Here is a 15,614-nt window from a genome sequence, read left to right as displayed (position 1 = left end):
AAGAAAATTCAGGGGACGTGAAAAAAATTCATGATCGGTCAGCGTGAATTAGTTTTGCGCAATCGCCGCGCGCGCCTGCGCGATCTGGCTGTCGGACAGCGGCAGGTAGCCGGCCTCTGTTACGCGGCGCTGGCCCTGCGCAGAGAGCACCTGCTGCAGAAAGGCGGCGACCAGCGGCGGCAGCGGTTTGCCGGGCGCCTTGTTAACGTAGATATACAGCGGGCGCGACCACGGATAGCGGCCGCTGCGGATCGATTCGGCATCTGGCATAACGCTGTCGCCGCTGGCGGTGACGATCGGCAGGGTTTTCACGCCGCTCAGGTGAAAGCCAAAGCTGGCGTAGCCGATGCTGTTGGGCGTGCTGGCGACCGCCTGCACCACCGCTGCCGAGCCGGGAAACTCCGCGACGTCAGCGCGGAAATCGCCGCGACACAGCGCCTGCTGCTTGAAAAAGCCCCAGGTGCCGGAAGCGGAGTTACGGCCAAAGCGCTGAATACTGCGCGTTGCCCAGTTCGCCGTATGCAGACCAACATCGCCCCAGCGCTGTGGCACCTGCTGTGCGCCGCATAGCCGCGTCACGGAGAACAGCGCATCCAGCTGCGGCTGACTGATGGACGGCAGCGGATTGTCCTGATTAACCACCACCACCAGCGCATCCATCGCCACCGGCACCGCCAGCGGTGCATAGCCATAGCGCGCGATAAACAGCTGACGCTCATCCACCTGCATCGGCCGGCTCATGGCGCCAAGCTGAGCGGCCCCGGCGGCCAGCGCGGTCGGCGCCGTCGACGATCCCGCCGCCTGCACCTGCACATTAACGCCCGGCGACTGACGGCTGAAATCTTCGCCCCATAGCGTCATCAGATAGCCCAGCGTGTCCGAGCCCACGCTGCTCAGGTTGCCGGTCAGCATGCTTTGCTGAGCCGTCGCCAGCAGCGGGCACAGTAATAAAAGAGAGAGCAGCAGTGATTTCATCACAGAGTCCGGTGGCGTTTACTGCGCCACATTCTCGCGGATTCCGTTCGCCACAATCAAGCGCGGTGGCAGCACGAAGCGGAAGCAGGTTTCCTGATGCGGCACGCTGCTGATCTCCAGCCGCGTGGTGTGGTGGCCGAGCGCGTGCTTAACAATGGCCAGCCCCAGCCCGCTGCCGCCGGTGGCGCGCGAGCGCGCTTTATCCACGCGGTAGAAGCGTTCGGTCAGGCGCGGCAGATGCTCCTCGCTGATGCCGGGCCCGTTGTCGCACACTTTAAATTCGGCGCCCTGTTTGGTGCGCAGCCAGCTGATGTCGATGCGCGTGCCATCCGGCGTGTGGTTCACCGCGTTATACACCAGATTGGAAATCGCGCTGCGCAGCTGTTCATCATTGCCGAACACCTTCAGGTGTGGATCGGTATGGAAATGGATGCTGTGACGGCCCTGGCTGAGGGTTTCCGCCTCGCGCTGTAACAGCAGCAGCATGGTCGGCACATCCACCGTCTCTTTCAGATCAATGGCGGGGGCCGCTTCGATGCGTGACAGCGTCAGCAACTGCTTCACCAGGCTGTCCATGCGTCGCGTCTGCTCCTGCATGGTACTGAGCGCCTTGCTGCGGGTGCGCTCGTTCATCCCGGCATCGTCCATCATCTCCAGATAGCCCTGCAGCACCGTCAGCGGGGTACGCAGTTCATGGCTGACGTTGGCGAAGAAGTTACGCCGCGCCCCTTCCAGCTGGTGCATCTGGGTGACGTCACGCGCCACCATCAGCCACTGCCCTTCGCTGTAAGGCATGACGCGGAACTCCATGTGATGCTGATTATTCAGCACCAGCGTCAGCGGCTTGTTGAAGTCGCGCTGGCGGATATAGCGGGAGAATTCAGGGTAGCGCAGCAGGTTGAGGATATTCTGGCCATTATCTTCCGGCCAGCGCAGCCCGAGATGCTGCTGAGCCAGACCGTTACACCAGAAAATGGTGCCCTCTTCGGTGGTGAGCACCACCGCGTCCGGCAGCGACTCGGCCCCGCTGCGAAAGCGTTTGATCAGATTGCCCAGCTCGCGCCGGCGGCGGCGATTGCGCAACTGCATTTGATACAGGCCGTAAAACAGCGGTTCCCAGCTGCCGCGCCCGGTGGGCGGCGTCATTGAACGATCAATCCACAGCCAGTGCGACAGCCGCATCAGATTTTTGAAGTGCCAGAACAGCACGCCGCATACGGCCAGTAACAGCCACCACGGCAGATAGCCAACCAGCAGCCCCAGCACCAGCGCAGGCAGACACACCAGCGCCAGCTCGGTCAGTAATCTCTTCCAGGAGAGTCGTTCCAGCACGGTAAAAGACTCCGTTTAGTAGCGGGCAGAGAAACGATACCCTGTTCCGCGAACGGTTTGTACCATGCGATCGTGGCCGGAAACTTCCAGTGCTTTACGTAAACGACGGATATGCACATCCACGGTGCGGTCTTCCACATACACGTTAGTGCCCCACACGTGATTCAGCAGCTGTTCGCGGCTGTATACGCGCTCCGGATGCGTCATAAAGAAGTGCAGCAGTTTGTATTCGGTCGGCCCCATTTCCAGCGGCGTGGTTTCGGACATCACGCGATGCGAGGAGGGATCGAGGCTCAGCCCCTGCATCTCAATCACCTCTTCCACCGCCATCGGTGAGATGCGGCGCATCACGGCTTTAATGCGCGCCATCAGCTCTTTGGGCGAGAACGGCTTGGTGATGTAATCATCGGCGCCCACTTCCAGCCCGCGCACGCGATCTTCCTCTTCACCGCGCGCCGTCAGCATCATCACCGGAATATCACGCGTCATGGCTTCACGCTTTAAATGTTTGATGAACTGAATGCCGCTGCCGCCGGGTAACATCCAGTCCAGCAGAATCAGATCGGGCCAGGGTTCGATCAGCTTGCCAATCGCGCTGTCATAGTCCTCAGCCTCAATCGGCTGGTAATCGTTTTGTTCCAGCACGAAACATAACATTTCACGGATGGGAGCTTCGTCTTCCACAACCAAAATGCGCTTAGCCATTATTACTCCTGCGATTGTGACGGCATGTCACGGGGGTTTGCGGCGCCATTATGCGTCAGTTTTGTGACACTTTTATGAAAAACCCACCTCATGATAATCAGATAAAAAGCGCAATTGTGACAACCGGTTTCGCTTTTTTTTCATTGCGTTGTTAAGCGGTTATACTGCCGTTTTGCGATAGCAGGCACGGAGCATTCATGCGCATTATTCACACCGCTGACTGGCATCTCGGTCAGTTCTTTTACAGCAAAAGCCGCGCCGCCGAGCACCAGCAATTCCTCGACTGGCTGCTGGCCGCGATTGTGCAGCATCAGGTGGATGCGCTGATCGTCGCTGGCGACCTGTTTGATACCGGTTCGCCGCCCAGCTACGCGCGCGAACTGTTTAACCGTTTCGTGGTGGCGCTGCAGCCCAGCGGCTGCCAGCTGATTGTGCTGGCCGGCAACCATGATTCGGTCGCCACGCTGAATGAATCGCGCGAGCTGCTGGCCTGCCTCAATACCCGCGTCATTACCAGCGCCACGCCCGGCGGCGAGCAGCAGGTGCTGACGCTGCAACAGCGCGACGGCACGCCGGGGGCGCTGCTGTGCGCCATTCCCTATCTGCGTCCGCGCGATATTCTGCGCAGCCAGGCGGGTCAGTCCGGACGCGATAAGCAGCTGTCGCTGCTGCAGGCGATTGAGCAGCACTATCAGCACTGTTATGCCGCCGCCGTGGCGCAGCGCGAAGCCATGGGCAGTACGCTGCCGATCATCGCTACCGGGCATCTCACCACCGTGGGCGTCAGCAAGAGCGATTCGGTGCGTGATATCTACATCGGCACGCTGGACGCCTTTCCGGCGCAGGCCTTCCCGCCAGCCGACTACATTGCGCTGGGCCACATCCATCGTGCGCATCGCATCGCCGACAGCGATCACATCCGCTACAGCGGTTCGCCGATTGCGCTCAGTTTTGATGAGCTGGGCCGCGAGAAAAGCGTATTCCTGCTGGAATTTAGCACCCGGCTGGAGTCCGTCACACCGCTGGTTATTCCGTCATTCCAGCCGATGCAGATGTTAAAAGGCGCGATGGCAGAGATTGAACAGCAGCTGACCGCGTTTCACACCCATGAAGGCGATCTGCCGGTGTGGCTGGATATCGAAATCACTACTCAGGAATACCTGAGCGACCTGCAGCGCCGCATCGAACAGCTTACCGACGCGCTGCCGGTTGAGGTGCTGCTGGTGCGCCGCAGTCGCGATCAGCGTCAGCGCAGCCTGGCGCGGCTGGAGAACGAAACCCTGAGCGAACTGAAAGTTGAAGAGGTATTTGCCCGCCGGCTGGCGCTGGAGGAGCAGCTGGAGGATGAACAGCGCGCGCAGTTAACGCAGCTGTTTCGCAGCACGCTGGCGACGCTGGAGGATCCGGGCGCATGAAAATTCTGACGCTGCGTTTTAAAAACCTCAACGCGCTGCGCGGTGAGTGGTTTATCGATTTCCGCCGCGAGCCGTTTGCCAGCAACGGGCTGTTCGCCATCACCGGCGCCACCGGCGCGGGTAAAACCACGCTGCTGGATGCCATCTGTCTGGCGCTCTATCACCAGACGCCGCGCCTTGGTGGCCTGTCGCAGAGCGAAAATCAGCTGATGACGCGTGACACCGCTGAATGCCTCGCCGAAGTGGAGTTTGAGATCAAAGGTGAAGCCTGGCGCGCCTTCTGGAGCCAGAACCGCGCGCGCGGCCTGGCGGAAGGTAAACTGCAGGCGCCGCGCGTCGAACTGGCGCGCGTGGCGGACAACCAGATCGTCGCCGATAAAGTCGGTGACAAGCTCAAAGCCATCGAAACCTTGTCCGGTCTCGATTTTGCCCGCTTCACCCGTTCGATGATGCTGTCGCAGGGGCAGTTTGCCGCCTTCCTCAATGCCAAACCCGGCGAGCGCGCCGAGCTGCTGGAGGAGCTGACCGGCACCGAAATCTACGGTCACATCTCGATGCAGATCTACGAGCGCTGGCGCACGGCGCGCGCGGCACTCGACACGCTGCGCGCCCGCGCCGGTGCGGTGCAGTTGCTCGACGACGCCCGCCGCGCCGAACTGGCGCAGCAGCTGGAGCAGCTCACCCGCACCGAACAGGATCTGAGCGAGCAGCTGGCGCAGGCCCAGCAGCAGCAGCAGTGGCTGACGCAGCAGCAGCAGCTCAACGCGGAGCAACAGCAGGCGCAGCAGGCGTTGCAGGCTGCCGCCACGGCCTGGCAGCAGGCGGAAGGCGATCGCCAGCGGCTGGCGCGTGCTGAACCGGCGGAGAAGCTGCGCGACAAACTGCAGCAGCGCGAACAGCTGCAGCGCGACCAGCAGACACTGAACCAGCAGGCGCAGCAATTACAGCAGCAACAGCAACAGGCGCAAGCGGCGCTGCAGCAGGGTGAAAGCCACTATCAGGCCGCACAGCAGGCACGTGAACGCGCGCTGGCCGAACAGCAACAGCTGGAGACGCTGCTGAGCGAACAGGTGATCCCGCTCGATCAGCAGATCGCCAGCCGTGCACAGCAGCTTGAGCAGCAGCAGGCGCTGCTGAGTGAACAGCAAAAAACCCTGTTACTCAGCCAGCAGGCGCTGGATCAGCATCAGCAGGCAAGTGAACGCTTACAACAGCAGCTGGCGCAGCAGCAGGCGTTTCGCCTGAGTGAAGCCGCTGTCGCCCGCTGGGGCGGCGAACTGGCGCGCTGGCAGGCCGAACTCGCCCGGCTTGAAGAGCGTGAGCAAACGCTGACGCAGCTCAGCGCGCAGCAGCAACAACTGCAAAGCCAGCTGGAACAGCAGCAGCAGGCGCTGCAGGCGCGCGAACAGGCGGCACAGCCGCTGCAACAGGCAGAAGCCGCGGCACAGCAGCCGCGCCAGCAGGCGGAGCAGGTGCTTACTTCGCTGGAAGCGGAGATCGCCAGCCCGGCGCTGCGGACGGCGCTGGCGCAGCATCAGCAGCAGCGCGGCGTACGTCAGCAGCTCAGCCTGCTGGCGGCACAGTGGCAAACGCTCCAGCCGCAGCGCCAGCAGCGCCAGTTTAAGCTGCAGCAGTTACAGCAGCATGCTGAGCAGGAAGCGCTGGCGTTGCAGCAGCTGCGCGAGGAGTACAAGCGCGAGCATCAGACGCTACTGGATGTGCGTCGCCTGTGTGAACTGGAGCGCACGATTATTCAGCTGGCCGACGAGCGGGCGAAGCTGCAGCCGGAACAGCCCTGCCCGCTGTGCGGCTCCTGCCAGCATCCGGCCATCGACCGCTACCAGCAGTTGCAGCCGGACGAAAATCAGCAGCGCCTGGCCGCGCTGGAGAGCCGCGTGATGCAGCTCAGGGAAGCCGGCACTGCGCGGGGCGAGCAGCTCAAACTGTCGCAGCAGCAACAGCAGGCGCTGCAACAGGAAATCGCCGATCTCGACCAGCAGATCGCCGCCACCCGCGAGCGCTGGCAGGCGCTGTGCGGTGAGCTGGCGCTTACCTTCAGCGCTGAACAGCACGCAGAATTCAGCGCCTGGCTGCAGCAGCAGGACGCGCTCGAAGCCCGCCAGCAGCAGCAGTTGCAGGCGCGTGAACAGGCGGCCGTCACGTTGCAGCAGGCCAAAGACGCGCATCTGCAACAGCAGCAGCGCTGGCAGCAACACCAGCAGCAGCAACAGCTGGCACAGCAGCAGCTTGCCAGCGCCCGGCAGCAGCGGGATGAGCTCGATCAGCGCGTCAGCGGTGAACGTCAGGCATGGCAGCAGCAATTACAGCAGCTGGAACAGCAGCTGGCTGCCCATCAGCTTAGCCTGCCGGCAGCGCCCGAGCGCGCCGGCTGGCTGCAAACGCTGCAGCAGCGCTGGCAGCAGTGGCAGGAAAGTGAGCGGTTACTTGCTGAGCTACAGCCGCAGCTGGCGAAAAGCGAAACGGAAGGCAGCAGCCTGCAGCACGCTCTGGCGCGTGAACAGCAGCAGGTTGCCAGGCTGCAGCAAGCCCTTAACCACCTGCAACAGCAGCAGCAGGCCCAGCAGCAGCAGCGCCAGCAGCTGTTTGGCGAGCGGTGCGTGGCGGACGCGCGTCAGCAGCAGCACGTCACGCTGCAACAGCATGACCAGGCGCTGGCGCAACAGCTGCAGCGCTGGCAGCAGGCGCAAAGCGAGCTGCACGGCCTGAAAGGTCAGTATGAACAGATTGTCAGCCAGCAGCAGACGCTGGCGCAGCGCGCAGCGGACGCCGAAAGCGCCTTCCGGCAGGCATTGCTGCTCAGTGATTTCGCTGACGAAAGCGCCCTGCGCGCCGCGCTGCTGGCGGAAGATGAGGTGCAGACGCTGCGCCAGCGGCTGCAAACGCTGGAGCAGCAGCATCAGCAGCACACCGCGCTGCATGCCAGACTGGCGCAGCGGCTGAGCGATCACCAGCAGCAGCGCCCGGCCGCGCTCAGCGATGCCGATGCTGGCTCCATCGCCATCCGGCTGGAGCAGCTGCGCGTGGCGCTGCGTGACAACGCACGCCAGCAGGGCGAAGCGCAGCAGCAGCTGCACAGCGATACCCAACAGCGTCAGCAGCAGCAAACGCTGCTGGCGCAGATCGCCGCTGACGAAGCGGAACTGGCACAGCTGAGCCGCCTCAACGATCTGATCGGGTCGGCCAAAGGCGACAAGTTCCGCCGCTTTGCTCAGGGCTTAACCCTCGATCATCTGGTGTGGCTGGCAAACCGCCAGCTCGATCGCCTGCACGGCCGCTATTTATTGCAGCGCCGCGTCAGCGATGAGCTGGAGCTGGAAGTGGTCGATACCTGGCAGGCCGATGCCACGCGCGACACGCGTACGCTGTCCGGCGGCGAGAGCTTCCTCGTCAGCCTCGCGCTGGCGCTGGCGCTGTCCGATTTGGTCAGCCATAAAACGCGCATTGAATCGCTGTTTCTCGACGAAGGCTTCGGCACGCTGGATGCCGAAACGCTGGACACCGCGCTGGATGCGCTCGATGCCCTCAACGCCAGCGGGAAAACCATCGGCGTGATCAGTCATGTGGAAGCGATGAAAGAGCGCATCCCGGTGCAAATCCGGGTGCGTAAAATGAACGGGCTCGGCTACAGTAAACTGGAGCTGCCGGGCGAGTGATGCGTGAAGTGGCGCGGCGATCAGCCGATCGCCGCGCCAGGTAGATTAACGCGTAACCGGCGCTTTGTAGCGCGGACCGGCCAGCAGACCACCCTGCTCGTTCTGCGCTAACAGACGTGCGCTGGTGACACCCGCAATGGTGTGCGCTTTGTCACCCGCGTTGCTGGCGATCTGTTTGATCGCCGCCGACACCAGCATGCCAATGATGCCGCCGTTGCTGTTGTTGCTGTTCTCAGAATCATTGGCGGTGGCCATGCCCTGCCACAGCTCTTTACCGCTGCGCAGATCAACCAGACGGGCAGTGGCCGAGACCGTGGTCACCGAATCAACCACCAGATAGCTGCTGCCATAATCGGTAATCGAAATGTACAGTGCGCTGTCTGCGTTGAAGATGTCATGCAAGCGCTTCGTGCTCACCGCCTGAATTTCATGCCCGTTGCTCAGGCCGTTTTGCTGGAAGGTCTCTTCCACCACCGCCACCGGGAACACGTAGTAACCCGCTTCCGCCAGCGGCTGGGTCACCAGCGAGGTGAAGCTGTGCGACGCGTTGATATCCGGCGCACGGTTATCGGCAGGCAGCACCAGAATTGACGCCGGCTTACTGGCACGGAAGGCGCTGTAGTCATAGGGTTTCTTATTCTGGGCACAGCCGGTCAGCAGCAGCGCCGCGAATACGCTGCACACGGCAATCAGTTTTTTCATTGGTTCACTCCTTTTTTCTTCATCAGAAAGTCCATGTACGGCGCCGATTCCGGAAACAGCTGCTTCTCAAGGGCGAACTGGCTGAAAGCTTTATCCGTATTGCCGTTTTTGGCGTACAGCAGGCCCAGCTGGGCGTGCAGACCCGGTGCTACCGGCTTGTTCACCGCTTTGGCCTTTTCGATATCCAGATTCAGCGCATCAATCTGCTTCTGCGGATCGCTGTCTTTCTGGTAATAGCTGTAGACCTGCTGCTGGTAATCACCCCAGTAGTAGATCGGCTCCGGTCCTTTTGGCGCACAGCCGGCCAGCACGCCTGCCGCGATCAGCGCGGCGCTCAGTTGCAGTAATTTCATCGTCAATATCCTTATTTCACCGGGCGCCATGCGCCGTTATTGATGCCATCCACCAGGTGGTCGACCGCTTCACGGATCGCCAGATCCATCACTTTGCCGTTCAGGGTAGAGTCATAGCTGGCGGTGCCGCCAAAGCCGATCACCTCACGCGCTGACAGCTGGTATTCACCCGCGCCCTGCACGCTGTACACCACTTCTGAAGTGGTCACATCCACCACATTCAGGTTCACTTTGGCGTAAGCGATCTGGCTTTTACCGCGCCCGAGGATGCCCCACAGCTGCTGGTCGCCCACTTCTTTGCGCCCGAACTCGGTGATGTCACCGGTGATGATGTAGTTAGCGCCCTTGATGTTCTGCTGGCTGTGTTTGAAGTCGGCTTCCTGCTGCAGCTCTTTCAGGTTGCTGCGATCCAGCACGTTGAAGCGATTGGTCTGCTGCAGATGCGTAATCAGAATGGTTTTGGATTGGTTGCCCAGACGATCAACGCCGTCGGAGAAAATCCCATTCATGTATGACGAACGGTTATCAAACTGTCCCACCGCGATTGGGCTGCGCACGCCCTGATAAGCCGGCTGGCTTGCGGCGCGAACCTGAGGCGCATCGATAGCGCGCGACGACTCGGTGGCACAGCCACTGAGCAGCGCGGCGCTTAACAAGGAGAGTGCCGCAAAGGCATATTTCTTCTGCATTTCTGGTCCATGAATAAAGGAAGGGATAACACCGCCACCAGGCGGCAAATTCTGGTTATGCCGACAGTCAGAGTAATGCCATAGCATTCCCTGCTGCGGTCTGTAGACTGTCGGCAGCAGCGCCAGGAATCTTTAGCGAAAATGCAGGCTTATTAATGAATTTAATTAATCGATTAGCGAGACTATCAGGTGGGTTAGTAATGATGGTGGGGCTCAGCGCCTGCCAGCAGGTGGCCGCGCCAGCCCCCAGCCTGGCCAATCAGTGCCAGCCGCAGGACAATGCTGACAGCGCCGCCTGCCACTGGAGTGAAGCACTGCAGCAGCAGCTCAATAAACAGTTTCACGATGCGGCGCGCTATGCCGGACAGCAGTGCTGGGTGCGCCTGGAGTGGCAGAACAGTGGGCGCTACGCGGTGACGCAAACCCAGGGCGACGAAGCGCTGTGTTTGCGTGCGTGGCAACTTATTGGTCAGTCGCGCGGCTTACCGCCTCCGCCGCAGCGCGACCAGCCAGCGTGGTTTGGCTTTGCGCCACACCGGCCTGACTTACCAGCCCATCCTGGCGCCACTGGCGCGGGCTGATGCCGAACCAGCGGCGGAAGGCGCGGGAAAACGCGCTGACCTCGGAATAGCCGAGCAGCAGCGCCATCTCCGAGATGGGCAGCTGTCTTTGCTGCAGGTAGTGCGTGGCCATTTCGCAGCGCACCTTATCCACCAGCGCGCTAAAGCTAATGCCCTCTTCGCGCAGGCGTCGCTGCAGCGACCAGCTCGACAACCCCATTTTGCCGGCGATCTCCTCCAGTACCGGTTCGCCCTGAATGAGCGTCAGGCTGACCTGCGAACGCGCCTGTTCGACCACGCTCTGCACGCTGGCGCTGCTGTTGAGGCGGCGAATGGCATCCTGCATCACCATCAGCAGCATCGCATCCTGCTCCGGCATGGCGCGCTGCAGGTCGCGTTTCGCGATCAGCAGTGAGTTAAACGGCTGATCGAACCAGACCGGCGCATCAAACACTTTGCAGTGCTCGTGCCACTGCTCCGGACGCGGATGTTCAAAGTGCACCTCGCGCGGCGCCCAGTTTTTGCCCGCCACGTGGCGAATCAGGTTGAGGAACATGCCGAGCGTCAGCTCCGCATCCTGACGGCGTGCCAGGATCGCCCCGTGGCGCACCTGATAATCGAGCCGCCAGCAGTCGCCCTTGTCCACCAGCCGCGTCAGCGTATCGTGCTGGTGCCAGGGAAACGCGTTCACCACATTGTGCAGCGCCTGCTCCAGCGTCGGCGAGCACAGTCCGATGTAGCCAATTAACCCTAATGACTGCGGTTTGAACTGCCTGCCGTAATGCAAACCGAAGTTATCAAAGCCGGAGTGGCGCGCCGCTTCTTCCATCACGCGGCAATAGTTCACCAGCCCGAGGCTCAGTGTCGGGCTGGCCAGCAGTTCGGAATCGATACCGCTGATGCCAAAGATGCGATCGACATCGCCACCTTTATCCGTAATGAAGGCGCTCAGACCGGTCGCCGCCGCCGCCAGAACGCCACGGTTGCTGGCGGGTGTGGCAAACGCGCTGAAGGCATCTGCAGCAGAGATGAGTGATTGCATGGGAACCTCTCAGGGATCGCGCGGATAACAGAATGAAGGGATCCAGCAATTTTCATACCAGCGTCACCCGGCGGCGCGCGGTGCAAGGCAATGCACCGCCTGGCCGCCGCTGGCGCGCTCCCGGCGAAGATCTGCGTGCCTGTCAGCGCGCCTGTGACGGCCGGCGCGCTTGATGCGCAGGCACCAGATTACGCCATCAGCGCGCGCCGCTGCCCTCTGCTGGTGCAGGTCACGCGCCTACCGGCAGTTCGCTGCTCTCAAGATAGCGACGGCACAGCCGCACCGAATGGCTGGCCCAGTGCGGCCCGAGGCTGAGCGCCATCTCGGTATCGGCGTGCGTGCCCATCCACGCCGTCATCTGAATACGACGCTGAATCAGCAGCGTCGGCACCAGCGCCATCTCAGCATCGCTGATGTGCGCCACGCGTTCATAGCCGAGGATCCAGTTATCCACCCACTCCGCCGCACGCGGATGGTGCTCGACGAAGCTGATCGCGGCCGCCAGATCGTGCAGATACCAGCCCATGCCGCAGTCGTCGAAGTCGATCACCCGGGTCTCGCCTTTGTGCAGCAGCAGATTGGTCAGACGCAGATCGGCGTGGATCAGGCCGTAGCGATCGCGCTCTTTACCAAATTCCGCCAGCGCCTGCCCGGCGCGATCCACCGCCGCTGCGATAATGCCGTGATCGGCCGGATCGAGATGCGGCGCATCCTGCCAGCGCCCCCAGTGGCTGTGCTCGCTGACCATGGTGTGATGATCCCAGATAATGCGCTGAAAACCTTCGGGTTTCTGCCAGCTGCGGCTGTGCTGATGCAGGCGCGCGGTGATGGTACCGAGCTGCTGAAAGGCTTTGGGATCGACGTCGGTGGTCGGCATCTCGCCGTCAATCCAGTGGAACAGCACCGCATGACGCGTGCTGCCGTCCGCCAGCGTCAGCGTCAGCACGCTTTCACCGTCGCGCGCCGGGATGGCCTGCGGCACCATGATGCCGGTCTCGCGCAGCGCATCGAGCCACATCAGTTCACTGAGAATATCCGCTTTGCTATGGTAATCCGGCCGGTGCAGGCGCAGCGCGTAGCGTTTGCCGCCGGCACGCAGCAAAAAGGTGGCGTTCTCCGAACGGCACAGCAATTGCAGCTCACCGTGCAGCGCGGCGGGATAGCAGGCCAGCGCACGTTGCGCCAGCAGGGTGATCTCGGCATCGGTCAGGGATTCGGCTTGTTTGGCGCTCATTCATCACTCTCCAGCATCAGTCTCTTTAAACCAGTGTTATCAGCATGGGATGAGGTCGTCCTGACTGCCTGACCGCAGAACAGCAAAAGTTGACCGCAGCGTACAGCCCGCGCTTTTTCTGGCAGCGAGTTGACCGCAGAGGACAAAACTCACTGCGCCGGCGTCAAGTTTTCCCGTCCCGGGCAGCGGCATTATCCCTTCACTGTAGCGCAAACCCACAATAGCGCGGTGCCAACGCCGCACAACAAGCATGACGGGGAGATGAAGATGACAGGCAAACTAAAACCCACGCTGGGCACCCTGCATTTATGGGGTATTGCGGTTGGACTGGTGATTTCCGGTGAGTATTTCGGCTGGAGCTATGGCTGGGGCGTGGCCGGGACGCTGGGATTCCTGATCACCACCGCGCTGATCGCCACGCTTTATACCTGTTTTATTTTTAGCTTTACCGAACTGACCACGGCGATTCCGCACGCTGGCGGGCCGTTCGCTTACAGCCGTCGGGCATTTGGCGAAACCGGTGGTCTGATTGCCGGTCTGGCGACGCTGATTGAGTTTGTGTTCGCCCCGCCGGCCATCGCCATGGCGATTGGCGCCTACCTCAACGTGCAGTATCCCGATCTCAACCCCAAAACGGCGGCGGTCGGGGCTTATCTGTTGTTTATGGCACTGAATATTCTCGGCGTGAAGCTGGCCGCGATGTTCGAACTGGTGGTGACGGTGCTGGCAGTGCTGGAGCTGCTGGTGTTCATGGGCGTGGTATCGCCGGGTTTCAGCGTCGCTAACTTCGCCGCCAACGGCTGGGCTGGCAGCGATCATTTTGGCATGCCAGCGCTGTCCGGCATCTTTGCCGCCATTCCGTTCGCTATCTGGTTTTTCCTCGCCATTGAAGGCGCGGCCATGGCGGCCGAAGAAGCCAAAGATCCGAAGCGCACCATCCCGAAAGCCTACATCAGCGGCATTCTTACCCTGGTGGTGCTGGCGATTGGCGTGATGCTGCTGGCCGGCGGCGCGGGCGACTGGCGCAAGCTGTCGGACATCAACGATCCGCTGCCGCAGGCGATGAAGATGATCGTCGGGGAGCACTCTAACTGGATGCATATGCTGGTGTGGATCGGCCTGTTTGGCCTGGTCGCCAGCTTCCACGGCATCATCCTTGGCTACTCGCGTCAGTTCTTTGCCCTGGCGCGCGCGGGCTATCTGCCGCCCAGCCTGGCGAAGCTGTCGCGCTTCCAGACGCCGCACCGTGCCATCATCGCCGGCGGTGTCATCGGTATCGCCGCCATTTACAGCGACGGACTGATCAATTTGCAGGGCATGACGCTGACGGCGGCGATGATCACCATGGCAGTGTTCGGCGCGATCGTGATGTACCTGATGAGTATGCTGAGCCTGTTTAAGCTGCGCCGCAGCGCACCGGATCTGGAGCGCAGCTTCCGTGCGCCGGGCTATCCGCTGGTACCGGGCATCGCACTGGTGCTGTCGCTGGTGTGTCTGGTGGCGATGCTGTGGTTCAACCCGGTGATTGGCGGATTGTTTGTGGCGATTATGGTGCTCGGCTACCTTTACTTCCTCGCCACCAAAGCCCAGCGCGAGCGCGCACCGCAGGATTCCATGCTGGTCGGCGAGTAAGCAACGCATTGCCCCTGCCCTTCAGGCAACGGAGGCGGGTACACAGAGCTCTTTGTGTACCCGCCTCTTTCTGCCCCACGCGATAAATCCATCCCACCACAGCACCGCTCCGGTCATGCTGCTGTGATACCTTTTTTGCATGACGAAAATGACAATTCATTACGCGTAATCGGGGTGCAACAATCAAAAAAACCACAAAAGGAGCCACTATGCACACCCGACATTTATCGCAAACCCTGACTGTCAGTTCGATCGGCTATGGTGCCATGGGACTGAGCGAATTTTATGGCCAGACAGACGACCACGCTTCACTGCAGCTGTTACACACGCTTATCGACCTGAATATCACGTTTATCGACACCGCGGATATGTACGGGCGGGGCCATAATGAGCGGCTGATTGGCCACTTTCTTGCCGGTCTGGATAACACCACGCGTGAGCAGTTTAACATTGCCACCAAGTGCGGAATCGATCGCCCTGCGGACCAGGCTTATGCCCGGACGATTAACAACCAACCTGACTACATCACCCGCTGCTGTAATGAATCGCTTAAAAGGCTTGGCGTTGAGCGCATCGATCTGTTCTATCTTCACCGCGTGAGCCAGGCACGCCGATTGAAGAGAGCATGGAATGCCTGAGCCGCCTCGTTAAAGCGGGTAAGATCAACCACATTGGATTGTGTGAGGTTTCTGCTTCAACCCTGCGCCGGGCCCATGCCATTCACCCGCTCACTGCCCTGCAAACCGAATATTCACTGTGGACGCGCGATATCGAAGCTGAGATTCTGCCGGTGGTGAAAGAGCTGGGTATAGGTTTAGTTCCCTACTCTCCGCTGGGCAGAGGGTTTCTGACCGGAAAGTATCGTCATAACAGCGACTTCGCTGAGGGTGATTTCCGCAAAAATAATGCGCGCTTTAGTCAATCCAGCCTCGACCATAACGCCCAGCTTCTTGACGCGGTGCACCCGCTTGCTGAAAAGTACAGCTGCACGCCGGGGCAGATTGCGCTGGCCTGGCTACTGGCGCAGTACGACAAGCTGATCCCCATTCCGGGAACGAAACAGACCCGCTATCTGGCGGAAAATGCGCAGGCCGCCGATATCGTGCTGGAGCAGGCAGATATCGCCTTACTGAACGCTATCCACCAGCATATTGAGATCAGGGGCGAGCGCTATTCTCAGGAAGGGATGAAAAGCATTAATGCCTGAAGCCATAACCGGGTAACGCCCGGTTATTTTTTCTGACGTCGCGCCGCGCGGCCAGACCGATTAACCCCATATCCTGCTGATCTTTCGCGGGGTA

Annotated in this window: 12 protein-coding genes and 1 pseudogene; 5 read left to right on the top strand and 8 right to left on the bottom strand. The window is 61.0% G+C overall.

What is annotated here, in order from left to right; all coding sequences use genetic code 11:
- Positions 1–48: 48 nt before the first annotated feature.
- The 3 genes from F3J36_RS14260 to phoB are packed head-to-tail and all read right to left on the bottom strand — an operon-like array spanning position 49 to position 3,012.
- Positions 49–975 (bottom strand): PstS family phosphate ABC transporter substrate-binding protein, encoded by a 927-nt coding sequence (locus tag F3J36_RS14260; RefSeq protein WP_058781206.1) that lies wholly within the window; start codon positions 973–975, stop codon positions 49–51.
- A gap of 18 nt (positions 976–993) precedes the next feature.
- On the bottom strand, positions 994–2,307 hold the full coding sequence (gene phoR, locus F3J36_RS14255) for a phosphate regulon sensor histidine kinase PhoR (RefSeq protein ID WP_021507144.1): 1,314 nt from the start codon (positions 2,305–2,307) through the stop codon (positions 994–996).
- 15 nt (positions 2,308–2,322) lie between these two features.
- A complete protein-coding gene (gene phoB, locus F3J36_RS14250; RefSeq protein ID WP_021507143.1) occupies positions 2,323–3,012 on the bottom strand; it encodes a phosphate response regulator transcription factor PhoB in 690 nt (229 codons plus the stop codon).
- A gap of 197 nt (positions 3,013–3,209) precedes the next feature.
- On the opposite strand from phoB, the gene sbcD reads away from it, so the two are divergent.
- Positions 3,210–4,427 carry an exonuclease subunit SbcD gene (sbcD, locus tag F3J36_RS14245; RefSeq protein ID WP_166719907.1) on the top strand — a complete coding sequence of 406 codons (1,218 nt, stop codon included), beginning with the start codon at positions 3,210–3,212 and terminating at the stop codon, positions 4,425–4,427.
- Positions 4,424–8,101: an AAA family ATPase gene (locus F3J36_RS14240; RefSeq protein ID WP_166719906.1), complete on the top strand. Its 3,678-nt coding sequence runs from the start codon at positions 4,424–4,426 to the stop codon at positions 8,099–8,101. The genes sbcD and F3J36_RS14240 overlap by 4 nt, the downstream gene beginning before the upstream one ends.
- A gap of 45 nt (positions 8,102–8,146) precedes the next feature.
- On the opposite strand, the gene F3J36_RS14235 is transcribed toward F3J36_RS14240, so the two are convergent.
- The 3 genes from F3J36_RS14235 to F3J36_RS14225 are packed head-to-tail and all read right to left on the bottom strand — an operon-like array spanning position 8,147 to position 9,845.
- Positions 8,147–8,803, bottom strand: coding sequence for a DUF799 domain-containing protein (locus F3J36_RS14235; protein ID WP_104189124.1), 657 nt, complete (start codon positions 8,801–8,803; stop codon positions 8,147–8,149).
- The gene (locus F3J36_RS14230) at positions 8,800–9,156 is read right to left on the bottom strand and encodes a DUF4810 domain-containing protein (protein ID WP_021507139.1); all 357 of its coding nucleotides are present in this window, start codon (positions 9,154–9,156) and stop codon (positions 8,800–8,802) included. Before F3J36_RS14230 ends, F3J36_RS14235 begins: the two co-directional genes overlap by 4 nt.
- Before the next feature lie 11 nt (positions 9,157–9,167).
- Positions 9,168–9,845: a CsgG/HfaB family protein gene (locus F3J36_RS14225; protein WP_021507138.1), complete on the bottom strand. Its 678-nt coding sequence runs from the start codon at positions 9,843–9,845 to the stop codon at positions 9,168–9,170.
- A 200-nt stretch (positions 9,846–10,045) separates the two neighbouring features.
- Here F3J36_RS14225 and F3J36_RS14220 point away from each other — a divergent pair, with 200 nt between their 5' ends.
- Positions 10,046–10,426 carry a cell envelope integrity TolA C-terminal domain-containing protein gene (locus F3J36_RS14220; protein WP_247653185.1) on the top strand — a complete coding sequence of 127 codons (381 nt, stop codon included), beginning with the start codon at positions 10,046–10,048 and terminating at the stop codon, positions 10,424–10,426.
- Here F3J36_RS14220 and F3J36_RS14215 read toward each other — a convergent pair.
- Both F3J36_RS14215 and F3J36_RS14210 read right to left on the bottom strand, forming a co-directional pair.
- Positions 10,308–11,447, bottom strand: a complete 1,140-nt coding sequence (locus F3J36_RS14215) for an AraC family transcriptional regulator (protein WP_021507136.1) — start codon at positions 11,445–11,447, stop codon at positions 10,308–10,310. The two genes, F3J36_RS14220 and F3J36_RS14215, sit on opposite strands and share 119 nt — an antisense overlap.
- A 229-nt stretch (positions 11,448–11,676) precedes the next feature.
- Positions 11,677–12,681 (bottom strand): phosphotransferase enzyme family protein, encoded by a 1,005-nt coding sequence (locus tag F3J36_RS14210; protein ID WP_125309098.1) that lies wholly within the window; start codon positions 12,679–12,681, stop codon positions 11,677–11,679.
- 267 nt (positions 12,682–12,948) lie between these two features.
- On the opposite strand from F3J36_RS14210, the gene eat reads away from it, so the two are divergent.
- Together eat and F3J36_RS14200 are read left to right on the top strand one after the other, a co-directional pair.
- Positions 12,949–14,313, top strand: a complete 1,365-nt coding sequence (eat, locus tag F3J36_RS14205) for an ethanolamine permease (RefSeq protein ID WP_058758051.1) — start codon at positions 12,949–12,951, stop codon at positions 14,311–14,313.
- A 209-nt stretch (positions 14,314–14,522) separates the two neighbouring features.
- Positions 14,523–15,520: pseudogene (locus tag F3J36_RS14200) on the top strand (aldo/keto reductase).
- Positions 15,521–15,614: the final 94 nt, after the last annotated feature.

The sequence above is a fragment of the Pantoea sp. Cy-640 genome (genome assembly GCF_011752635.1).
Taxonomy (GTDB): Bacteria; Pseudomonadota; Gammaproteobacteria; order Enterobacterales; family Enterobacteriaceae; genus Pantoea; species Pantoea dispersa.
Note: the sequence above shows the minus strand (reverse complement) of the source record. Positions and strands in the feature narration are given on the sequence as shown.